Annotated in this window: 18 protein-coding genes; 11 read left to right on the forward strand and 7 right to left on the reverse strand. The window is 72.0% G+C overall.

Annotated features, from left to right (window positions below):
• The 4 genes from ABS41_RS06675 to ABS41_RS06690 form a co-directional block, all read right to left on the reverse strand.
• A complete protein-coding gene (locus ABS41_RS06675; protein WP_290592178.1) occupies window positions 1-573 on the reverse strand; it encodes a DUF1415 domain-containing protein in 573 nt (190 codons plus the stop codon).
• Window positions 574-577: 4 nt separating this feature from the next.
• A complete protein-coding gene (locus ABS41_RS06680; protein ID WP_290592180.1) occupies window positions 578-1,885 on the reverse strand; it encodes an NADH:flavin oxidoreductase/NADH oxidase family protein in 1,308 nt (435 codons plus the stop codon).
• A gap of 91 nt (window positions 1,886-1,976) precedes the next feature.
• On the reverse strand, window positions 1,977-2,885 hold the full coding sequence (locus ABS41_RS06685; RefSeq protein ID WP_290592182.1) for a sensor domain-containing protein: 909 nt from the start codon (window positions 2,883-2,885) through the stop codon (window positions 1,977-1,979).
• A complete protein-coding gene (locus ABS41_RS06690; RefSeq protein WP_290592184.1) occupies window positions 2,882-3,247 on the reverse strand; it encodes a PadR family transcriptional regulator in 366 nt (121 codons plus the stop codon). The genes ABS41_RS06685 and ABS41_RS06690 overlap by 4 nt, the downstream gene beginning before the upstream one ends.
• A 177-nt stretch (window positions 3,248-3,424) precedes the next feature.
• Between ABS41_RS06690 and ygiD the strand changes: the two genes are divergently transcribed.
• Genes ygiD through ABS41_RS06725 form a run of 7 tightly spaced genes read left to right on the forward strand, consistent with a single transcriptional unit; the run spans window position 3,425 to window position 8,810 of the window.
• Entirely contained in the window at window positions 3,425-4,219 is a 795-nt protein-coding gene (gene ygiD, locus ABS41_RS06695) for a 4,5-DOPA dioxygenase extradiol (RefSeq protein ID WP_290592186.1), read from the forward strand.
• Entirely contained in the window at window positions 4,219-5,085 is an 867-nt protein-coding gene (locus ABS41_RS06700) for a bile acid:sodium symporter family protein (RefSeq protein WP_290592188.1), read from the forward strand. Before ygiD ends, ABS41_RS06700 begins: the two co-directional genes overlap by 1 nt.
• Window positions 5,082-5,678 (forward strand): class I SAM-dependent methyltransferase, encoded by a 597-nt coding sequence (locus ABS41_RS06705; RefSeq protein WP_290592190.1) that lies wholly within the window; start codon window positions 5,082-5,084, stop codon window positions 5,676-5,678. The genes ABS41_RS06700 and ABS41_RS06705 overlap by 4 nt, the downstream gene beginning before the upstream one ends.
• Window positions 5,675-6,658: a serine/threonine protein kinase gene (locus ABS41_RS06710; RefSeq protein ID WP_290592192.1), complete on the forward strand. Its 984-nt coding sequence runs from the start codon at window positions 5,675-5,677 to the stop codon at window positions 6,656-6,658. Before ABS41_RS06705 ends, ABS41_RS06710 begins: the two co-directional genes overlap by 4 nt.
• 53 nt (window positions 6,659-6,711) lie before the next feature.
• Entirely contained in the window at window positions 6,712-7,641 is a 930-nt protein-coding gene (locus ABS41_RS06715) for a peptidylprolyl isomerase (RefSeq protein WP_290592194.1), read from the forward strand.
• A complete protein-coding gene (locus ABS41_RS06720) occupies window positions 7,642-7,887 on the forward strand; it encodes a GIY-YIG nuclease family protein (RefSeq protein WP_290592196.1) in 246 nt (81 codons plus the stop codon).
• Window positions 7,884-8,810, forward strand: a complete 927-nt coding sequence (locus ABS41_RS06725; protein WP_290592197.1) for a DMT family transporter — start codon at window positions 7,884-7,886, stop codon at window positions 8,808-8,810. Before ABS41_RS06720 ends, ABS41_RS06725 begins: the two co-directional genes overlap by 4 nt.
• Here the strand turns inward: ABS41_RS06725 and ABS41_RS06730 are convergent.
• On the reverse strand, window positions 8,807-9,352 hold the full coding sequence (locus tag ABS41_RS06730; RefSeq protein WP_290592198.1) for a YaeQ family protein: 546 nt from the start codon (window positions 9,350-9,352) through the stop codon (window positions 8,807-8,809). The two genes, ABS41_RS06725 and ABS41_RS06730, sit on opposite strands and share 4 nt — an antisense overlap.
• A 127-nt stretch (window positions 9,353-9,479) precedes the next feature.
• Between ABS41_RS06730 and ABS41_RS06735 the strand changes: the two genes are divergently transcribed.
• Window positions 9,480-10,070, forward strand: coding sequence for a response regulator (locus ABS41_RS06735; protein WP_290592199.1), 591 nt, complete (start codon window positions 9,480-9,482; stop codon window positions 10,068-10,070).
• A 12-nt stretch (window positions 10,071-10,082) separates the two neighbouring features.
• Here the strand turns inward: ABS41_RS06735 and ABS41_RS06740 are convergent, their stop codons facing one another.
• Both ABS41_RS06740 and ABS41_RS06745 read right to left on the reverse strand, forming a co-directional pair.
• A complete protein-coding gene (locus tag ABS41_RS06740; RefSeq protein WP_290592200.1) occupies window positions 10,083-11,327 on the reverse strand; it encodes a bifunctional diguanylate cyclase/phosphodiesterase in 1,245 nt (414 codons plus the stop codon).
• Between the two features lie 13 nt (window positions 11,328-11,340).
• Window positions 11,341-12,561: an HD-GYP domain-containing protein gene (locus ABS41_RS06745; protein ID WP_290592201.1), complete on the reverse strand. Its 1,221-nt coding sequence runs from the start codon at window positions 12,559-12,561 to the stop codon at window positions 11,341-11,343.
• 61 nt (window positions 12,562-12,622) lie between these two features.
• Here ABS41_RS06745 and ABS41_RS06750 point away from each other — a divergent pair, with 61 nt between their 5' ends.
• The 3 genes from ABS41_RS06750 to ABS41_RS06760 all read left to right on the forward strand — a co-directional run bounded on the left by ABS41_RS06750 (window position 12,623) and on the right by ABS41_RS06760 (window position 16,451).
• Entirely contained in the window at window positions 12,623-14,137 is a 1,515-nt protein-coding gene (locus ABS41_RS06750) for a phospholipase (RefSeq protein WP_290592202.1), read from the forward strand.
• A gap of 87 nt (window positions 14,138-14,224) precedes the next feature.
• Entirely contained in the window at window positions 14,225-15,136 is a 912-nt protein-coding gene (locus tag ABS41_RS06755; protein WP_290592203.1) for an aldo/keto reductase, read from the forward strand.
• Between the two features lies 1 nt (window position 15,137).
• The gene (locus ABS41_RS06760) at window positions 15,138-16,451 is read left to right on the forward strand and encodes an MFS transporter (protein WP_290592204.1); all 1,314 of its coding nucleotides are present in this window, start codon (window positions 15,138-15,140) and stop codon (window positions 16,449-16,451) included.
• Window positions 16,452-16,579 lie beyond the last annotated feature (128 nt).

The raw sequence follows: 16,579 nt of genomic DNA on the forward strand, positions 1-16,579 counted from the left end.
CTACTTGCGCCAGAGCGCCTTCCAACCCTCGGGGCCCAGCTTGCGCAGGGCCTCGATGTTGGCTTCGTAGATGCGGTCGGCGTCCGGGAAGGCCGCCACCGCCTTGTCCACGCTGTCCTCGCGCAGCAGGTGCAGCGTGGGATACGGCGCGCGGTTGCTGAAGTTCCCCATGTCGTCCGGGTCGGCATCGGCGAACTGGTAGCGCGGGTGGAAGCTGGCCACCTGCAGCACGCCCTCGAGCGAGAGCTCCTCGACGGCGGCGTCGGCGATGTCGAGGAAATCGTTGTAGCCGAGGAAATCGCCCAGCACGAAGGGGTGGATGAGCAGCGTCGTCTCGATGTCGGCGGCGTCGGCCGCGGCCAGCAGCTGCAGCTCGTGCAGCAGGTCCTCGAGCAGGCCTTCCTCGTCGGTGGCCTGGCTGACCACGTAGCGGATCTGGCGCTTGGCGTGCACCGCCTTGGCGAAGGGGCACAGGTTGAGGCCGATCACGGCCTTCTCCAGCCACTCGCGCATCGCGGCGATGACGGCGTCGTCGGTCAGCGGCTCGTCGCCGTGCAGGGGATCGTGGGTCATGTCCTTACTCCTTCCTGCGCAGCGCGGCGGCGCGGGTCAGGTCGTTCCACCAATAACGGGCGAAGGAGCGCATCACGCCGCGGCCCGGATCGAAAGGGCGGCCGTCGGCCAGGCGCTCCATCTGCTGGTAGTACCAGCCCTGCGCGCCGAGCACGTTCACCATCTTGGCCAGCAGCCAGGGGCTGGCCGGCGAGAGCCGGCCGCGCGGGCGCAGGTGCAGGCGGTGCTCGAAGGCCGGCAGTTCGTCGATCTCGCCGGCCAGGAGGCGCCGCGCCACGTCGGGGTGGGTGCAGAACGGGCGGGCCAGGCCGATCACGTCGGTGTCGCCGCTGGCCAGCGCGGCCTCCATGCCGGCGCGGGTGCGGAAGCCGCCCGTCACCATGAGCGGCATGCGCGCCACGCGCCGGATGGCGGCGGCGTATTCGAGGAAGTAGGCCTCGCGCACGCGGGTGCTGGCGCGCACCTGCACCGCGTCGCCGTCGCGGCCGCTGACGCCCAGCAGGCGCGGCTGTTCGTAGTTGCCGCCGGAGATCTCCAGCAGGTCCACCGACTCGCCGCTGAGCAGCTCCACCACGCCCAGGCAGTCGGCGTGGCTGAAGCCGCCCTTGCGGAAGTCGTCGGAATTGAGCTTCACCGACACCGGGAAATCCGGCCCCACCGCCTTGCGCGCCGCGCGCACGGCTTCGAGCAGGAAACGCGCGCGATTGGCCAGCGGGCCGCCCCAGGCGTCGGTGCGGCGGTTGGTGACCGGCGAGAGGAAGCTGGAAATCAGGTAGCCGTGCGCGCCGTGCACCTGCACGCCAGTGAAGCCGGTGTCGCGGGCGATGGCGGCCACCTCCCCGAAGCGCGCCGCCAGCGCCACGATCTCGTCCTCTCGCAGGGCGCGCGGGCGGGCGTAGTTGCCCATCAGGTCGAGCTGCACGTCCGAGGGCGCCAGTGGCTGGCGGGTGACATAGCGCGGCGACTGCCGGCCAGCGTGGGAGACCTGCATCCACAGGTGGTTGCCGGCGCGGGTGCCGGCGGCGGCCCAGCGGCGCAGGCGCGCGCGGGCCTCGGCGTCCACGCTCGGCGCGAAGGTGGGGTCGATGGCGACGTTGCCGGGGCGCTCGAGCACGCGCTTGTCGATCATCACGTTGCCGGTGATCAGCAGGCCGGCGCCGCCCTCGCTCCAGGCGGCGTAGAGGCGGTCGAGGCGCTCGGTGGCACGCAGGCGCGAATCGCCCAGGCCTTCGGTCATGGCCGCCTTGCACAGGCGGTTGCCGAGGGTGGCACCGCAGGGCAGCCGCAGCGGCTGGGCCAGGGGGTCTGACATCACGGGCTCCGGTGTCGCGCTCAGGCCGACACCTTACTGCAAAGCCCGTTGGCTTCAAGCGACGGCCGGCGGACCGGCCGTCGCGGAGCGCTCACTGCTGCGAGGTCTTGACCAGCAGCTGCTTGGCCAGCGCACCGTGCAGGCGGCCGATGCCGCGCGCCAGGTGCAGGGTGACGAAGAACAGCAGCGTGCCCACCAGCATGACGATCGCAGCGCCGCCGGGGCCGTTGATGACGCCGTCGTTGAACTCGAGCTCGCCCATCGGCAGGCCGAAACCCTGCAGCAGCGCGGCCAGCCCGCCCAGGCCCAGGCCCAGCGAGAGCGCGCCCAGGGTCACCGCGACCGTGAAGTACAGGACGCCCAGCGGCAGCATCAGCAGCTGGTAGAGCATGGTGCTCCAGGTGCGCGGGTCGGTGAACATGGCGGCGATGCGCTCGAGCCAGGGCAGCTCGCGGCTGGCGTACACCGGCCGGCGCGGCATGCGCTCGCCCAGCAGCACTTCGACGATGCGTCCTTCCACCAGCGACAGCACCCGCACCAGGCCCACGAACAGGATCACCACCGGGATGCCGATGATGGTCAGCGCCAGGCCGCCCGAGAGGCTCGCGCCGGTCACCACCGCGGTGAAGTAGACGATGCCGGTGGCCAGCGAGAGCAGCATGTAGAACAGCGCCGTCCACGCCCGCGGGTCGGAGGCCACGCCGAAGAAGCGGCCCGAGGTGCTGGCGCGCGGCGGCGCCGGCGGCGCGCGCAGGGCGCGCGTCACCTTGACCTCGGTGTCGCGGTAGATGTCGGCCACTTCCTCGGGCGCGCCATAGCTCGAGGCCACCGAGGCGATCAGCTCGGCCTCGGCCATGCCGGGGTTGGCGGCCAGCTCGGAACGCAGGTATTCCTCGGCGTCGTAGAGCGCGTCCTGCACCAGGGCCGGGTCGGCGCCGCGCAGGGCGGCACGCAGCTGCTCGAGGTATTCGGGGATGGAACGCGGGAGCACGGCGGTCATGTGAGGTTTCCTTCCAGCACGGAATCGACGGAGTCGCGGGTGGTGCGCCAGCTGCCGGCCCATTCGGCCAGCACCTGCCTGCCCAGCGTGGTGATGCGGTAGTAGCGGCGCGGCGGGCCGCTGACCGAGGGCTCGACGTGGCTCTCGGCCAGCCCGGCGCCGCTGAGGTTTCGCAGCACGGGGTAGAGCGCGCTCTGCTTGCCGCCCAGCAGCGGATCGCCGGTCTGCTCGAGGCGCTTGGCGATCTGGTAGCCGTACAGCGGCTCGTCCGACCGCGCCAGCACCGCCAGCAGCACCAACGAGACGGTGCCGGCGCTGAGCTCCTTCTGGAACTTCTTCTGGTGGGTCTCGGTGTCGACCATGGCCTGTCCCGGTGTGAGTCATACCCGCTGGTTGCGGATAGTGTGGACTCAATAATACCTAGCCGCCCCTGGCCCGGCAGTGCCGCAAGTCATGGGCCCGCGGGGTGCCTGCGTCTTGCATCCCTCGCCGCCTTGGGTAACTTGGGGGGCAGTCCCAGCCCCCCGGAGTCTGCTTCGATGAGCGCCGCGTCCATGCCAGGTCCGATGCCCGTGCTGTTCCTCGGGCACGGTTCGCCCATGAACGCCATCGAGGACAACGCCTGGCGGCGGGCCTGGCAGGCCCTGGGCCGCCGGTTGCCGCGCCCGAAGGCCATCCTGTGCATCTCGGCGCACTGGGAAACCCAGGGCGTTTACGTGGGTTCGGCCGAGAAGCCGGACACCATCCACGACTTCCGCGGCTTCCCCAAGGCCCTGTTCGACGTGCGCTACCCGGCCCCGGGCAGCCCGGAGCTGGCGCACCGGGTGGCTGAACTGGTCACCAGTCCGCGCGTGCACCTCGACTCCCACCGCGGCCTCGACCACGGCGTGTGGAGCGTGCTGCAGCCCATGTTCCCCGAGGCCGACATCCCGGTGGTGCCGCTGAGCCTGTCGAGCCTGCAGCCCGGCGCCTGGCACTACGACCTGGCGCGCCAGCTCGACCCGCTGCGCGACGAAGGCGTGCTGGTGGTGGGCAGCGGCAACATCGTGCACAACCTGCGCTACTGGCGCCTGGGCCAGACCGAGCCGCTGGACTGGGCGCAGCGCTTCGACGAGGACATCGCCGAGCGCATCGCCGAGGGCCACCACGAGGGCATGATGGGCTATGAAACCCTCGGCCCCGACGCCCTGCTCGCCATCCCGACGCCCGAGCACTACCTGCCGCTGCTGTACGCGCTGGGCCTGCAGCGCGACGAGGACAGCGTCGAATTCATCAACGCCGACGTGGTCGGGCCCATCTCGATGCGCTCGGTGCTGATCGGGATGCCCGCCTGATGGCCGACAACCCGGTCCTCGTGCTGTTCCTGCCGCTGGCCCTGGCCGTGGTGATGGCCGGCCTCGGCCTGCACCTGACCCTGGCCGACTTCCGCCGCGTGGTGGCCCTGCCCAAGGCCATGGCCGTGGCGCTGGCGGTGCAGGTCCTGCTGCTGCCGCCGGTGGCCTTCGGGCTGGCGCGCGCCTTCGACCTGCCCGGTGAACTGGCCCTGGGCCTGGTGCTGCTGGCGGCCTCGCCCGGCGGCGTCACCGCCAACCTCTTCAGCCACCTCGCCCGCGGCGACGTGGCGCTCAACATCAGCCTCACCGCCATCAACAGCCTGCTGGCCCTGGTGACGCTGCCGCTGTGGACGGCGCTGGCGCTGTCGGTCTTCCTCGGCGCCGAGGCCAGCGTGCCGCCGCCCACCCGCAAGGTGGTCGAAGTGGCGCTGCTCATCGTCGGCCCGGTCGCGCTGGGCATGGCGCTGCGCGCCTGGCGCCCGGCGCTGGCGGCCGCGGCCGAAAAGCCCGTGCGCCACCTGTCCTCGCTGCTGCTGGGCGCGCTGATCGTCATCGCCTTCGCCTCCGAGTGGGAGATCGTGCGCGCCTACGCGCCGGTGGTGGGCGTGGCGGCGGTGCTGTTCAACCTCGTCAGCCTGCTCTCGGGCTACTTCGTGGCGCGAGGCGTGCGCCTGGGCGAGCCGCAGGCGATCGCCATCGCCTTCGAGATCGGCATCCACAACGGCACCCTGGCCATCTTCATCGCCATCGAGGTGCTGGGCCGCGCCCAGGCCTCGATCGCCCCGGCGATCTACGCGCTGAGCATGTACCTCACCGGCGCCATCTTCGCCGCCTGGCTGCTGCACCGGCGCAAGGCGGCGGCGTGAGCAAGGTCTACGACAAGAGGTACTTCGACGGCTGGTACCGCAAGCGCGACCTCGGCGGCGGCGCGGCGCTGGCGCGCAAGGTGGCGCTGGCGGTGTCGGTGGCCGAATACCACCTGGGCCGGCCGCTCAAGTCGGTGCTCGACGTCGGCTGCGGCGAAGGCGCCTGGCGCGCGCCGCTGCTCAGGCTGCGGCCGAAGCTGCGCTACCTGGGCGTGGACAACAGCGACTACGCCATCGAACGCTACGGCGCGCGCCGCAACCTGCACTGGATGCCCTTCGGCGACCTGGCTGCGCTGCCGCTGTCGGAATCGGTGGACCTGCTGGTGTGCTCGGACGTGATGCACTACCTGCCCGACGACGAGCTGCTGCGCGGCCTGAAGGAGTTTTCGCGCCTGTGCCACGGCGTCGCCTTCCTGGAAGTGTTCGCCGAGGGCGACGAGATCGTCGGCGACCTGGTCGGGCTGCAGCGCAGGCCCGCGGCCTGGTACCGCAAGGCCTTCGCCCGCGCCGGCTTCAGCGCGGCCGGCTCGCACGCCTACCTCAGCGCCGCGCTGGCGGCGCGCGCCACCGCGCTCGAGCTGCCCGGCCGGTGAGCGACGCCGGCACACCGTACGCCAACCTCGACCCCGACCGCATCCTCGACGCCGTCGAATCGCTCGGCCTGCACGCCGACGGCCGCGTGCTGGCGCTCAACAGCTACGAGAACCGCGTCTACCGCATCGGCATCGAAGACGGCGCGCCGCTGGTGGCCAAGTTCTACCGCCCCGGGCGCTGGAGCGACGAGGCGATAGAGGAAGAGCACGCCTTCGCCGCCGAACTCGTGGCCGCCGAGCTGTCGGTGGTGGCGCCGCTGGCTTTCGCCGGCCGCACCCTGCACCACGCCGGCGGCCACCGCTTCGCGCTGTTCCCGCTCCGCGGCGGCCACGCGCCCGAGCTGGGCGACCGCGACACCCTGGCCCACCTGGGCCGCGTGCTCGGCCGCCTGCACGCCGTCGGCGCGGCGCGGCCCTTCGTGCACCGCGGCGCCATCGGCATTGAAAGCCACGGCGAAGACCCGGTGCACTTCCTGCTCGAGGGCGGCTGGCTGCCGCCCGAACTCGAGGCCAACTTCGAAACCCTGGCCGAAGCCCTGCTCGATGCGATGGACGCGGCCTGGGAGCGCGCCGGCGCCATCGCCACGCTGCGCCTGCACGGCGATTGCCACCCGGGCAACATCCTGTGGCGCGAGGGCCAGGCGCACTTCGTCGACCTCGACGACTGCCTCTCGGGCCCGGCGGTGCAGGACCTGTGGATGCTGGCCGGCCGCCGCGAAGACGGCCCGCGCGGCTGGCAGTGGCTGCTCGAGGGCTACGAGCAGTTCCGCGCCTTCGACCGCCGCGAGCTGCACCTGGTCGAGGCCCTGCGCACGCTGCGCCTGCTGCACCACAACGCCTGGATCGCACGGCGCTGGTCCGACCCGGCCTTCCCGCCGGCCTTCCCCTGGTTCGAGGCGCCGCGGCACTGGGAGTCGGTGATCACCCAGATGCAGGAGCAGCTCGCCGCCCTGCACGAACCTCCGCCCGACCCACGCTGAGCCCGCGCTGCGCTAACCTTCGGCCCACGAACCACACCGCCAAGGATCCAACGATGCGCCTGCGCCCCGCCCTCACCGCCCCGCTGCTGGCCCTGGCCGTGGCCGCCTGCGCGCATGCGCCCGCCGCCGCGCCCGCCAAGGCCCTGACCACGCAGGAGGTGATCGACGCCTCGACGCCGGCCGACTGGCGCCCGCTCGACCCGGCCAACACGCTCTACCTGCAGCTGCCCTCGGGCATGGTGGTGGTCGAGCTGGCGCCGCAGTTCGCGCCCGAGCACGTGGCCAACATCCAGGCGCTGGCCCGCGGCCACTATTTCGACGGCCTGTCGATCAACCGCTCGCAGGACAACTTCGTGGTGCAGTGGGGCGACCCGGCCGGCGACGAGGTGGTGCTGCGCCGTCCGCTGGGCGAAGCCAGGGCCGCGCTGCCGGCCGAGTTCTCGCGCCCGGCCGAAGGCCTGGCCTTCAATGCCCTGCCCGACCCGGATGGCTGGGCGCCGCAGGTGGGCTTCGCCGGGGGCTTCGCCGCCGCGCGCGACCCGAAGGCCGGCAAGGCCTGGCTCACGCACTGCTACGGGACCGTCGGCGCCGGCCGCGCCGCCGCGCCCGACAGCAGCAACGGCAGCGAGCTGTATGTCGTCATCGGCCAGTCGCCGCGCCAGCTGGACCTCAACATCACCACCGTCGGCCGCGTGGTCGTGGGCATGGAACGCCTGAGCGTGCTGCCGCGCGGCAGCGGGCCGCTGGGCTTCTACGCCGACGCCGCGCAGCGCGTGCCGATCCTGGCCGCGCGACTGGCCACGGACGTGCCCGAGGAGGCGCGCGCACGCATCGAGGTGATGCGCACCGACACCGCCACCTGGGACGCCTACGTCGAATCGCGCCGCAACCGCCGCGACGAGTGGTACGTGCATCCGGCCGGCCACGTGGACGTGTGCAACCTGTCGGTGCCGGTGCGGCCGATCGCCGCGCCCAAGGGCTGAATGGCCTGGTTCGTCTACCTGATCGAATGCACCGACGGCAGCGTGTACACGGGCGTGGCGGTGGACGTGGCGCGCCGCTACGCCCAGCACGCGGCCGGCAAGGGCGCCCGCTACACCCGCTCGCACCCGCCGGCGCGCCTGCTCGCCAGCTTCCCCCACCCCGACCGCTCAAGCGCGCTGAAGGCCGAACACGCCATCAAGCGGCTCAGCGCGGCTGAAAAACGCGCCCTCGCCAACCCCGCATGAATCCGACCCGCAAGGCCCACCTGCAGATGCACTTCTGCGTGCTGCTGTGGGGCTTCACCGCCATCCTCGGCAAGCTGATCACCCTCGGCGCGATGGCGCTGGTGGTCTGGCGCATGGCCCTGGTGGCCACCGCGCTGATGCTGGTGCCGCGGGTCTGGCGAGGCCTGCGGGCGCTGCCGGCGCGGCTGTGGGGCATCTACTCGGGCATCGGGCTGCTGGTGGCGCTGCACTGGCTCACCTTCTACGGCGCGATCAAGCTGGCCAACGCCTCGGTCGCGGTGACCTGCATCGCGCTGGCCACGGTGTTCGTGCCCGTGGTGGAACCCTGGATCACCGGCCGGCGCTTCGCGCCGCGCGAACTGCTGCTGGGCGTGGCGGTGGTGCCGGGCGTGGCCCTGGTGGTGGGCGGCGTGCCGGCCGACATGCACCTGGGCATCGTGGTGGGCACGCTCTCGGCGCTGCTGGTGGCTTTTTTCGGCGCGCTCAACAAGCGCTTCGTGCACGAGGCCGACCCGCTCACCGTCACCGGCGTGGAGCTGGGCGTGGGTGGCCTCGCGCTGGCGCTGCTCACGCCCGTGCTGCCCTGGTTCGGCACGCCCTGGGTGCTGCCGGGCGCGAGCGACCTGGGCCTGCTGCTGGTGCTGGCCCTGGCCTGCACCCTGCTGCCGTTCGCGCTGTCGCTGGTGGCGCTGCGGCACCTGAGCGCGTTCTCGGCGCAGCTGGCGGTGAACCTCGAGCCCATCTACGCCATCGTGCTGGCGATCGTGCTGCTGGGCGAGCAGCGCGAGCTGGGCGGGCTGTTCTACCTGGGCGTGGTGGTGATCCTGGCCGGCGTGTTCCTGCACCCGCTGCTCTCGCCGGGGCCGGCGCACAAGCCCGAGCCGGCCAACCTCGGCACCGCCGAGGCCAAGGGCCTCGACTAGCCGCGCCCGCGCCGCAGCCGCGGCGTGATCTCCAGCGTGCCGGCGGCGTCCACCCACTGCAGCACGCCGTCCTGCACCATCACCTGCACGTCCATGCCGCGGGCCAGGCGCGCGCCCAGGGCCTTCGATTCCTCCGGCGCGACGTCGAGCACCACCAGGTTGGCGCAGCGCGCCAGCGCGGCCTCGTTCTTCTCCCACCATAGGTCGGCGGCGCGGCCGCCGTAGGTGATCACCACCACCTCGCCGGCGCGGCCGCAGGCGCGGCGCACCCGCGATTCATCGGGCTGGCCGAGCTCGATCCACTGCTCGACCGCGCCGGTGAGGTCCTTGCGCCACAGGTCGGGTTCGTCCTCGGTGCTGATGCCGCGGCCGAAGGCCAGGGTTTCGTGCGCGTGCAGGGCGAAGGCCAGCAGCCGCAGCATCACGCGCTCGTCGGTTTCCGACGGGTGCTGGGCCAGCACCAGCTCGTGGGCGGCGTAGTAGTGCCGGTCCATGTCGCTGACCTGCAGGCTGGCCTTGTGCACGGTGGACTTGGGGGCCATCGCGGTTCCATCTCGGGTTGGGGCCGGCAGACTGGCCCAGGCCGCCGCCGCTGTCCAGCCCGGGCGTTTGCCAGCCGGGCCCGGGGCGTGGACACTGTGCGCGGGGAAAACAGGGGAGCCACGCCACGTGGACGTTTACGAGAAGATCAAGCGCCTGTTCGGCTGGGGCGGCAAGCCCGCGCGGGCGACCACGCCCGCGGGCCCGGCCGAGGTCGCCGAGGCCCAGCCGTCCGGCCCCGAGCGCCGGGGCAAGCCGCGCACCAATGCCCGCAGCGGCACCCGCATGCTGGTGATCGACGACTCGCCGACCATCGTCGCCCTTCTCTCGCGCATGCTGCGCCAGAACGACTACCAGGTGCTCGAGGCGGCCGACGCCGAGCAGGGCCTGGAGATCGCCCGCGCCCAGGCGCCGGAGCTGATCTTCCTGGACATCGTGCTGCCGGGCATGGACGGTTTCGCCGCGCTGCGCCAGCTGCGCAAGGACCCGTACACGCGCGACATCCCGGTGATCATGATCAGCGGCAACGAACAGGCCACCGAGCAGTTCTACGTGCACCGCATCGGCGCCGACGACTTCATGAAAAAGCCCTTCTCGCGCGCCGAGGTGTTCGCCCGCATCGAGCGCCTGCTCGACGCCAACCGCGTGCCCCGCCGCCTGCCCCAGGGTGGCGCCCAGGCCGCGGACGCCGGCGAGGACGAGGCGGCCGCCTCGTCCTGAACCGCGCGGGCGTCAGCCGCCGCGGGCCAGCCGGGCGATGAGCTCCCCGGCCGGTTCGGGCCGGCCCACCGCCCAGCCCTGCACGAGGTTGCAGCCCAGGTCACCCAGCGCCTCGAGCGTGTTGGCGTCCTCGACGCCCTCGGCCACCACGCGCATGCCCATCTGCCTGGCGAAGGCGATCATCGCCTTGACCATCTGCAGCGAGCGCAGGTCGCCGAGCATGCCGGTGACGAAGGACTGGTCGATCTTCATCTCCGTGGCCGGGAATTCCTTGAGGTAGGCCACCGAGGCATTGCCCACGCCGAAGTCGTCGATCGAGACGCGGATGCCGGCCGCATTGAGCTGGCGCAGCTGCGTGGCGCCGCGCTGGATGTCGGAAACGATGGCGGTCTCGGTCACCTCCAGCACCAGGTCGCGCGGCTCGGCGTTCCAGAGCCTGAGCCCGCCCAGGAGCTGCTCGACCAGGCCGCGCTCGGCGAAGGCGGTGGCCGAGAGGTTCATCGACACCACCAGCGGCAGGCCGGCGGCGCGCGCCTCGGCCACCGTCTGCAGGCAGGCATTGATGGACCAGCGGGTGAACTGGCTGATCATTCCCGAAGACTCGGCCACGGGGATGAACACCGCGGGGCTGATCGTGCCCTTGGACGGATGTTCCCAGCGCGCCAGCGCCTCGGCGCCGATCACCTTGCGCTGGCGCACGTCCATGATCGGCTGCAGGTGCATCAGCAGCTGGCCGGCGTTGATGGCCTGCAGCAGTTCGGCCGCGTCGATGCTGGTGGACTGCACCGGCGTGCCCCCGAGCAGCATCCGGTCGGGCAGCTGCCGCGCCTGCATCATCGCCTGCTCGGCCTGGCGGCACAGGGTCTCGGCGCTGTCGCCGTGCTCGGGATACATCGCGATGCCCACCGCCACCGCCGCCAGCACCGGCTGGCCGTCGGCGATGATCGGCGCCTCGAACTGCCGCAGCAGCTTGGAGGCCGCCAGCATCGCGTGGCTGCCGTCGCGCAGCCCGGGCAGCACCAGGGCGAAGTCGCCCGAGCCGAGCTCCACCAGCTCGTCGCCGGGGCGCAGCACCCCGCGCACGCGGGAGGCGGCTTCGGCCAGCAGGGCGTCCATGGCCTGGTAGCCGGCGCGGATGCGCAGCTGGCGCAGCCCCTGCATGCCCAGGCACAGCACGCCCAGCGGCCTGCCGGAGACGCGGCTGTCCTCGAGGTGCGAGGCCAGGCGTTCGGGCAGTCCGCCGTTGCGCATCATCATCGCGGCACCCGCCTCACGCGAGGAACAGCTCGGCGGGGTCGAGGCCGAAGGCGCCGGGTTCCAGCGCCTGGGTGATCTTGACCGCGTTGTCGCCCAGGTCGGCGCCGTAGTTCATCAGGTCGACGTCGCGGAACGGGCTGTAGGGCTGCTTGTCCTTGTCGAGCAGCAGCATCAGGCGCGGGCGCAGGCGGCGCACCTGGTTCTGCGCCATCACCACGCCCACCTCGCCGGTGCTGAGCTCGACCAGCGAGCCGGTGGGATAGACGCCCAGGCACTGCAGGAACTGCTCGACCACCTCGGACTGGAAGAGCCGGTCGCGGGCGCGGTAGAGCGCCTGCAGGGCGCCGTGGCGCGATTCGCCGTTGCGGTGCGGGCGGTCGCTGCGCAGCGCGTCGTAGGTGTCCACCACGCCGCCGATGCGGCCGGCGAGCGGGATCTTGTCGCCGGCCAGGCCCTGCGGGTAGCCGCTGCCGTCGTGGCGCTCGTGGTGGCCGGCCACCAGCTCGCGCGCCCACTTGCCGGTGACGCCGGCCTGGTCGAGCAATTCCATGCTGCGCCCGACGTGGCCGCGCATCAGCGCCATGGCCTCCGGGTCGAGCGTGCCGTCGTGGTGGGTGAGTTCGGCCGGCACGCTGGACATGCCCGCATCGAGCAGGAAGCCGCCGGTGGCCAGCTCGACCAGCACCTCGCGGGGCAGCGCCAGGTGGCGGCCGAAGGCGGCCGCCAGGGCACTGCAGTTGACGGCGTGGCTGTAGGCGTAGTCGTCGCGCTTCATCAGCGCCATCAGCCAGAACAGCGCATCGGCATTGCGGATCAGGCTTTCCACCATCGGTTCGATGGCTTCCTGCACCACGCCGGGCTCGAGCCGGCGGCCGTTGCGCACGTCGTCGGCGATGCGCTGCGCCAGGGCCCTCAGCCCGCCGTGGGCTTCGCGGGCGTGCGGGATCTCCTCGGCCAGCCCGACGGTGTTGTGGTACTCGGGGCCACGCGGCGGGAAGACGTTGCGCGGGCCGGCCGAGACCCGCAGCGAGGGCCGCGAGGGGGAAACGCTCTTCTCGACGTCGATGAAGACGCTGGTGCAGTAGGCCGAGAGCAGCTCGATGTCGTCGTCGGAGGAAATCTCGAAGCCCTGGAACGGAAAGGGCGTACCCACCCAGTCGCGGTCGAGGCGACTGACGTACATCCCCTTCTCCAGCAGACCGACGAGCATCTGCCGCTCTTCCAGAAACTTCACCGATTGTCCCTCCCGTTCCGGCGGTTACGTTACCACGGAGACCCCCCCGGCAAACCCCGCCATGGCCAAGCCCCTGCTCGTTTTCGTCCACGGCTGGTCGGTGACCAGCACCGCCACCTATGGCCAGCTGCCCGCCCGGCTCAGGCGCGAGGCCGGGCGCCGCGGGGGGCCGGGGCTCGACGTGGCCCACGTGCACCTGGGCCAGTACGTGAGCTTCCGCGACGAGGTGCGGGTGGAGGACATCGCCCGGGCCTTCGAACACGCCATCGGCCGGGTGCTGGCCGAAGCCGGCGGGCGCCGGCGCTTCGCCTGCATCACCCACAGCACCGGGGCGCCGGTGGTGCGCGAATGGCTCGACCGCCACTACGTGCGCACCGGCCGCCTGGCCGACTGCCCGCTCTCGCACTTGGTGATGCTGGCCCCGGCCAATTTCGGCTCGGCCCTGGCCCAGCTGGGCAAGGGCCGCCTGGCCGGCATCAAGGCCTGGTTCAACGGGGTCGAGCCCGGCCAGGGCGTGCTCGACTGGCTCGAACTCGCCAGCCCCGAGTCGCTGGCGCTCAACCTGCGATGGATCCACGAATACCCCGCGCTCGGCCTCACCCGCGGCACCAACCCGGTGTTCCCCTTCGTGCTGTGCGGCGACGCCATCGACCGCAAGCTCTACGACCACATCAATGCCTACACCGGCGAAACCGGCGGCGACGGCGTAGTGCGGCTGGCCGCGGCCAATCTCAACGCCCGCCACGTCGTGCTCGAGCAGCCGCCGGCACCGGCCGGGGAAACCCTGCCCTCGGCGCGCAAGCGGCTGGGCGAACTGTCGCTGCGCGCCAACGTGCGCTCGGCGCGCACGGCGTTTCGCATCCTGCCCGGGCTGTCGCACAGCGGCACCGACATGGGCATCCTCGCCAGCGTGCGCGACGACGATGCGCCGCATCCGACCGTGGACGCCGTGCTGCGCTGCCTGGCGGTGGCCGACGACGCCGGATACCAGCGCGCCTGCGACGAGTTCGAGGCCGCCAACGCGTTGCACCAGGCGCCGGCGCGGCGGGTCGAGCTCGAAAAAATCCCGGTGCTGCCCGACCGTCGCTACATCCACGACCCGCACGCGATGGTGGTCTTCCGCCTGCTCGACGACGCCGGCGCGCGCGTGGGCGACGTCGACCTGCTGCTCACCGCCGGTCCGAAGGGGGACCCGAACCAGCTGCCCGAGGGCTTCCTCACCGACCGCCAGGGCAACCGGCGCGCGGCCGGGCACGTGAGCTTCTTCCTCAACCACGCCGCGCTCGCGGGCTGCGAGCCCATCCTCGACGAACGCGGCAAGCTGCTGCGGCCCGAACGTATCGCGCGGCCGCCCTACGGCCTGAAGCTGCAGCCGCGCGGGCCGGAGCGGCTGGTCGAACACTGGCCGACGCGGCTGGGCGCGGGCCTCGCCGACCTGCTCGGCGTCATCGAACCCAACCAGACCACGATCATCGACATCGTGCTGCACCGCGTCGTGCGCGAGGGCGTGTTCCGCTTCACCCGCAGCCTCGCGGCGCGCAGCTTCCGCGACGATCCGCCGGGCGGCGCGATCTGAGCCCTGACCAACGGCAGGGGCCGCTGAACGGAAGTTTCGCATAGGCTGGGACACCATCCGGGCTTCCGTGAACAACGAGGTATCGCCATGGCCAGCCGCCGCGAGTTCCTGTCCGCCGCCATCGCCGTCGCCACCGCCGCCGCGCTGCGGCCCGCCTTCGCACTCACGCCGCCGGCCACCGGCGCCATCGAGCTGCGCGCCATCCCGTCCACCGGCGAGAAGATCCCGGTGATCGGCATGGGCACCTCGGGCAGCTTCGAAGTGGACGTGGCCGGCCGCGAGCCGCTCAAGGAAGTGCTGCGGCGTTTCGTCGCCGGCGGCGCCAGCGTCATCGACACGTCGCCCAACTATTCCAACGCCGAGGACGTGCTGGGCGACCTGCTGGCCGAGCTGGGCCTGCGCGACCGGATCTGGCTGGCCACCAAGCTCGCCGCCGACGACCGCGCGGCCGGCGAGGCGCAGTTCGCCGACTCGCTGCGGCGCCTGCGCACCGACCGCGTCGAGCTGCTGGCCGTGCACAACCTGCGCGACTGGCGCACCCAGCTGGCGCTGGCGCGCGAGCTCAAGGCCCAGGGCAAGGTGAAGTACATCGGCCTCACCCACTTCCGCGACGAAGCCCACGACCAGCTGGCCGACATCGTCGCCGCCGAGAAGCCCGACTTCGTGCAGATCAACTACTCGGTGTCGGCGGTGAACGCAGAAAAGCGCGTGCTGCCGGTGGCCGCCGACAGCGGCGTGGCGGTGATGATCAACCGCGCCTTCGACGACGGCCGCCTGTTCTCGCGCGTGGCCGGCCAGGCCCTGCCGGGCTGGGCCGCCGAGGTGGGCATCAGCAGCTGGGCGCAGCTGTTCCTGCGCTTCGCCACCAGCCACCCGGCGGTGACGGTGGTCATCCCGGCCACCGGCAAGCCCGAGCGCCAGAGCGACAACCTGCTGGCCGGCAGCGGCCCGCGCCTGACCGAGGCGCAGCGCGCCGAACTCGTGGCGATGTTCCGCTGACATGACCGACGCCGCGGGCTTCGCCAGGCGCCTGCTGACCCGGGTCCTCGGCGTCGAGGAAGACGAACTACCGCCGGTGGCGGCGGGCATGCTGATGTTCTTCCTGCTGTTCGCGGGCTACTTCATGCTGCGGCCCGTGCGCGAGACCATGGGCATCGCCGGCGGCGTGCGCAACCTGCAGTGGCTGTTCACCGGCACCTTCATCGCCACCCTGGTGGCGATCCCGCTGTTCGGCACCATCGCCAGCCGCGTGGCGCGCCGGCGCATCCTGCCCTGGACGTATGGCTTCTTCGCCACCAACCTGCTGGGCTTCGCGGTGGCGATCAGCGCCGCGCCCGACAATGCCTGGCTGGCGCGCGGCTTCTACATCTGGCTGTCGGTGTTCAACCTGCTGGCGATCTCGGTGGCCTGGAGCGTGCTGGCCGACCTGATGCCGTCCTCCCAGGCCAAGCGCCTGTTTGCCCTGGTGGCCGCCGGCGCCAGCGCCGGTGGCCTCGCGGGCCCGGCGATGGGCCTGGTGCTGGTCGGGCCGCTGGGACACGGCGGGCTGATGGCCGTGGCCACGGCGCTGCTGGTGGGCTCGGCCGCGGCGGCGATGTGGCTGCAGCGCTGGCGCGATGCGCACCCGCTCGATGCCGCGGACGCCCCGGCGCGGCGGGCGCCGCTGGGCGGCAACCCCTTCGCCGGCATCGGCACCGTGCTGCGCTCGCCCTACCTGCTGGGCATCGCCACCTTCGTGGTGCTGCTGGCGACGGTGACCACCTTCCTGTACTTCGAGCAGGCGCGGCTGGTGGAGATGCATTTCCCCGACCCGATCGACCAGACCCGCGTGTTCGGCCTGCTCGATGCGCTGGTGCAGACCCTGGCCATCCTCACCCAGCTCTTCCTCACCGGCCGCATCGTGCGCCGGCTGGGCCTGGTGGTGCTGCTGACGACGGTGCCGGTGGTGATGGTCGGCGGCTTCCTGTGGCTGGCGATGGCGCCCACCTTCGCGGTGCTGGCGATCGTGATGGTCACCCGGCGCGCCGGCGAGTACGCGCTGGCGCGGCCGGGCCGGGAGATGCTGTTCACCGTGGTCGCGCCGGACCAGAAGTACAAGGCCAAGAACGTCATCGACACCGCCGTCTACCGCGGCGCCGACGCCGTCAGCGGCTGGGTGAAGGCCGGCATCGATGCCATCGCCTCCAGCCCGGCGGTGGTGGGCGTGCTCGGCGCAATGGTGGCGCTGGCCTGGGCCGGCACGGGCTTCGGGCTGGCCCGGGCCCAGGGGCGCCGCGAGGCCGCCGCGACGGCCCCGGCGGGCCGGCCCGGTTAGCGTTTCTAACCCGGTAAGGACAACTAGCGAAAGCTTGTCCGGATTTGCTGGTAATCGCTGACGCAGGCCTTGTGCATCAGGCACATGGCGAGGCGGTGTTAGCGATGCTTCCCTGTCCAGCCGGCCTG

Source organism: Arenimonas sp. SCN 70-307 (assembly GCF_001724815.1).
GTDB lineage: Bacteria > Pseudomonadota > Gammaproteobacteria > Xanthomonadales > Xanthomonadaceae > Arenimonas.

Bases quoted from the DNA above. Each gene is read 5' to 3' on its own strand.
- ABS41_RS06675 (WP_290592178.1), bottom strand. From the start codon at position 573: ATGACCCACGATCCCCTGCACGGCGACGAGCCGCTGACCGACGACGCC.
- ABS41_RS06680 (WP_290592180.1), bottom strand. From the start codon at position 1,885: ATGTCAGACCCCCTGGCCCAGCCGCTGCGGCTGCCCTGCGGTGCCACC.
- ABS41_RS06685 (WP_290592182.1), bottom strand. From the start codon at position 2,885: ATGACCGCCGTGCTCCCGCGTTCCATCCCCGAATACCTCGAGCAGCTG.
- ABS41_RS06690 (WP_290592184.1), bottom strand. From the start codon at position 3,247: ATGGTCGACACCGAGACCCACCAGAAGAAGTTCCAGAAGGAGCTCAGC.
- ygiD (WP_290592186.1), top strand. From the start codon at position 3,425: ATGAGCGCCGCGTCCATGCCAGGTCCGATGCCCGTGCTGTTCCTCGGG.
- ABS41_RS06700 (WP_290592188.1), top strand. From the start codon at position 4,219: ATGGCCGACAACCCGGTCCTCGTGCTGTTCCTGCCGCTGGCCCTGGCC.
- ABS41_RS06715 (WP_290592194.1), top strand. From the start codon at position 6,712: ATGCGCCTGCGCCCCGCCCTCACCGCCCCGCTGCTGGCCCTGGCCGTG.
- ABS41_RS06720 (WP_290592196.1), top strand. From the start codon at position 7,642: ATGGCCTGGTTCGTCTACCTGATCGAATGCACCGACGGCAGCGTGTAC.
- ABS41_RS06725 (WP_290592197.1), top strand. From the start codon at position 7,884: ATGAATCCGACCCGCAAGGCCCACCTGCAGATGCACTTCTGCGTGCTG.
- ABS41_RS06730 (WP_290592198.1), bottom strand. From the start codon at position 9,352: ATGGCCCCCAAGTCCACCGTGCACAAGGCCAGCCTGCAGGTCAGCGAC.
- ABS41_RS06740 (WP_290592200.1), bottom strand. From the start codon at position 11,327: ATGATGATGCGCAACGGCGGACTGCCCGAACGCCTGGCCTCGCACCTC.
- ABS41_RS06750 (WP_290592202.1), top strand. From the start codon at position 12,623: ATGGCCAAGCCCCTGCTCGTTTTCGTCCACGGCTGGTCGGTGACCAGC.
- ABS41_RS06755 (WP_290592203.1), top strand. From the start codon at position 14,225: ATGGCCAGCCGCCGCGAGTTCCTGTCCGCCGCCATCGCCGTCGCCACC.
- ABS41_RS06760 (WP_290592204.1), top strand. From the start codon at position 15,138: ATGACCGACGCCGCGGGCTTCGCCAGGCGCCTGCTGACCCGGGTCCTC.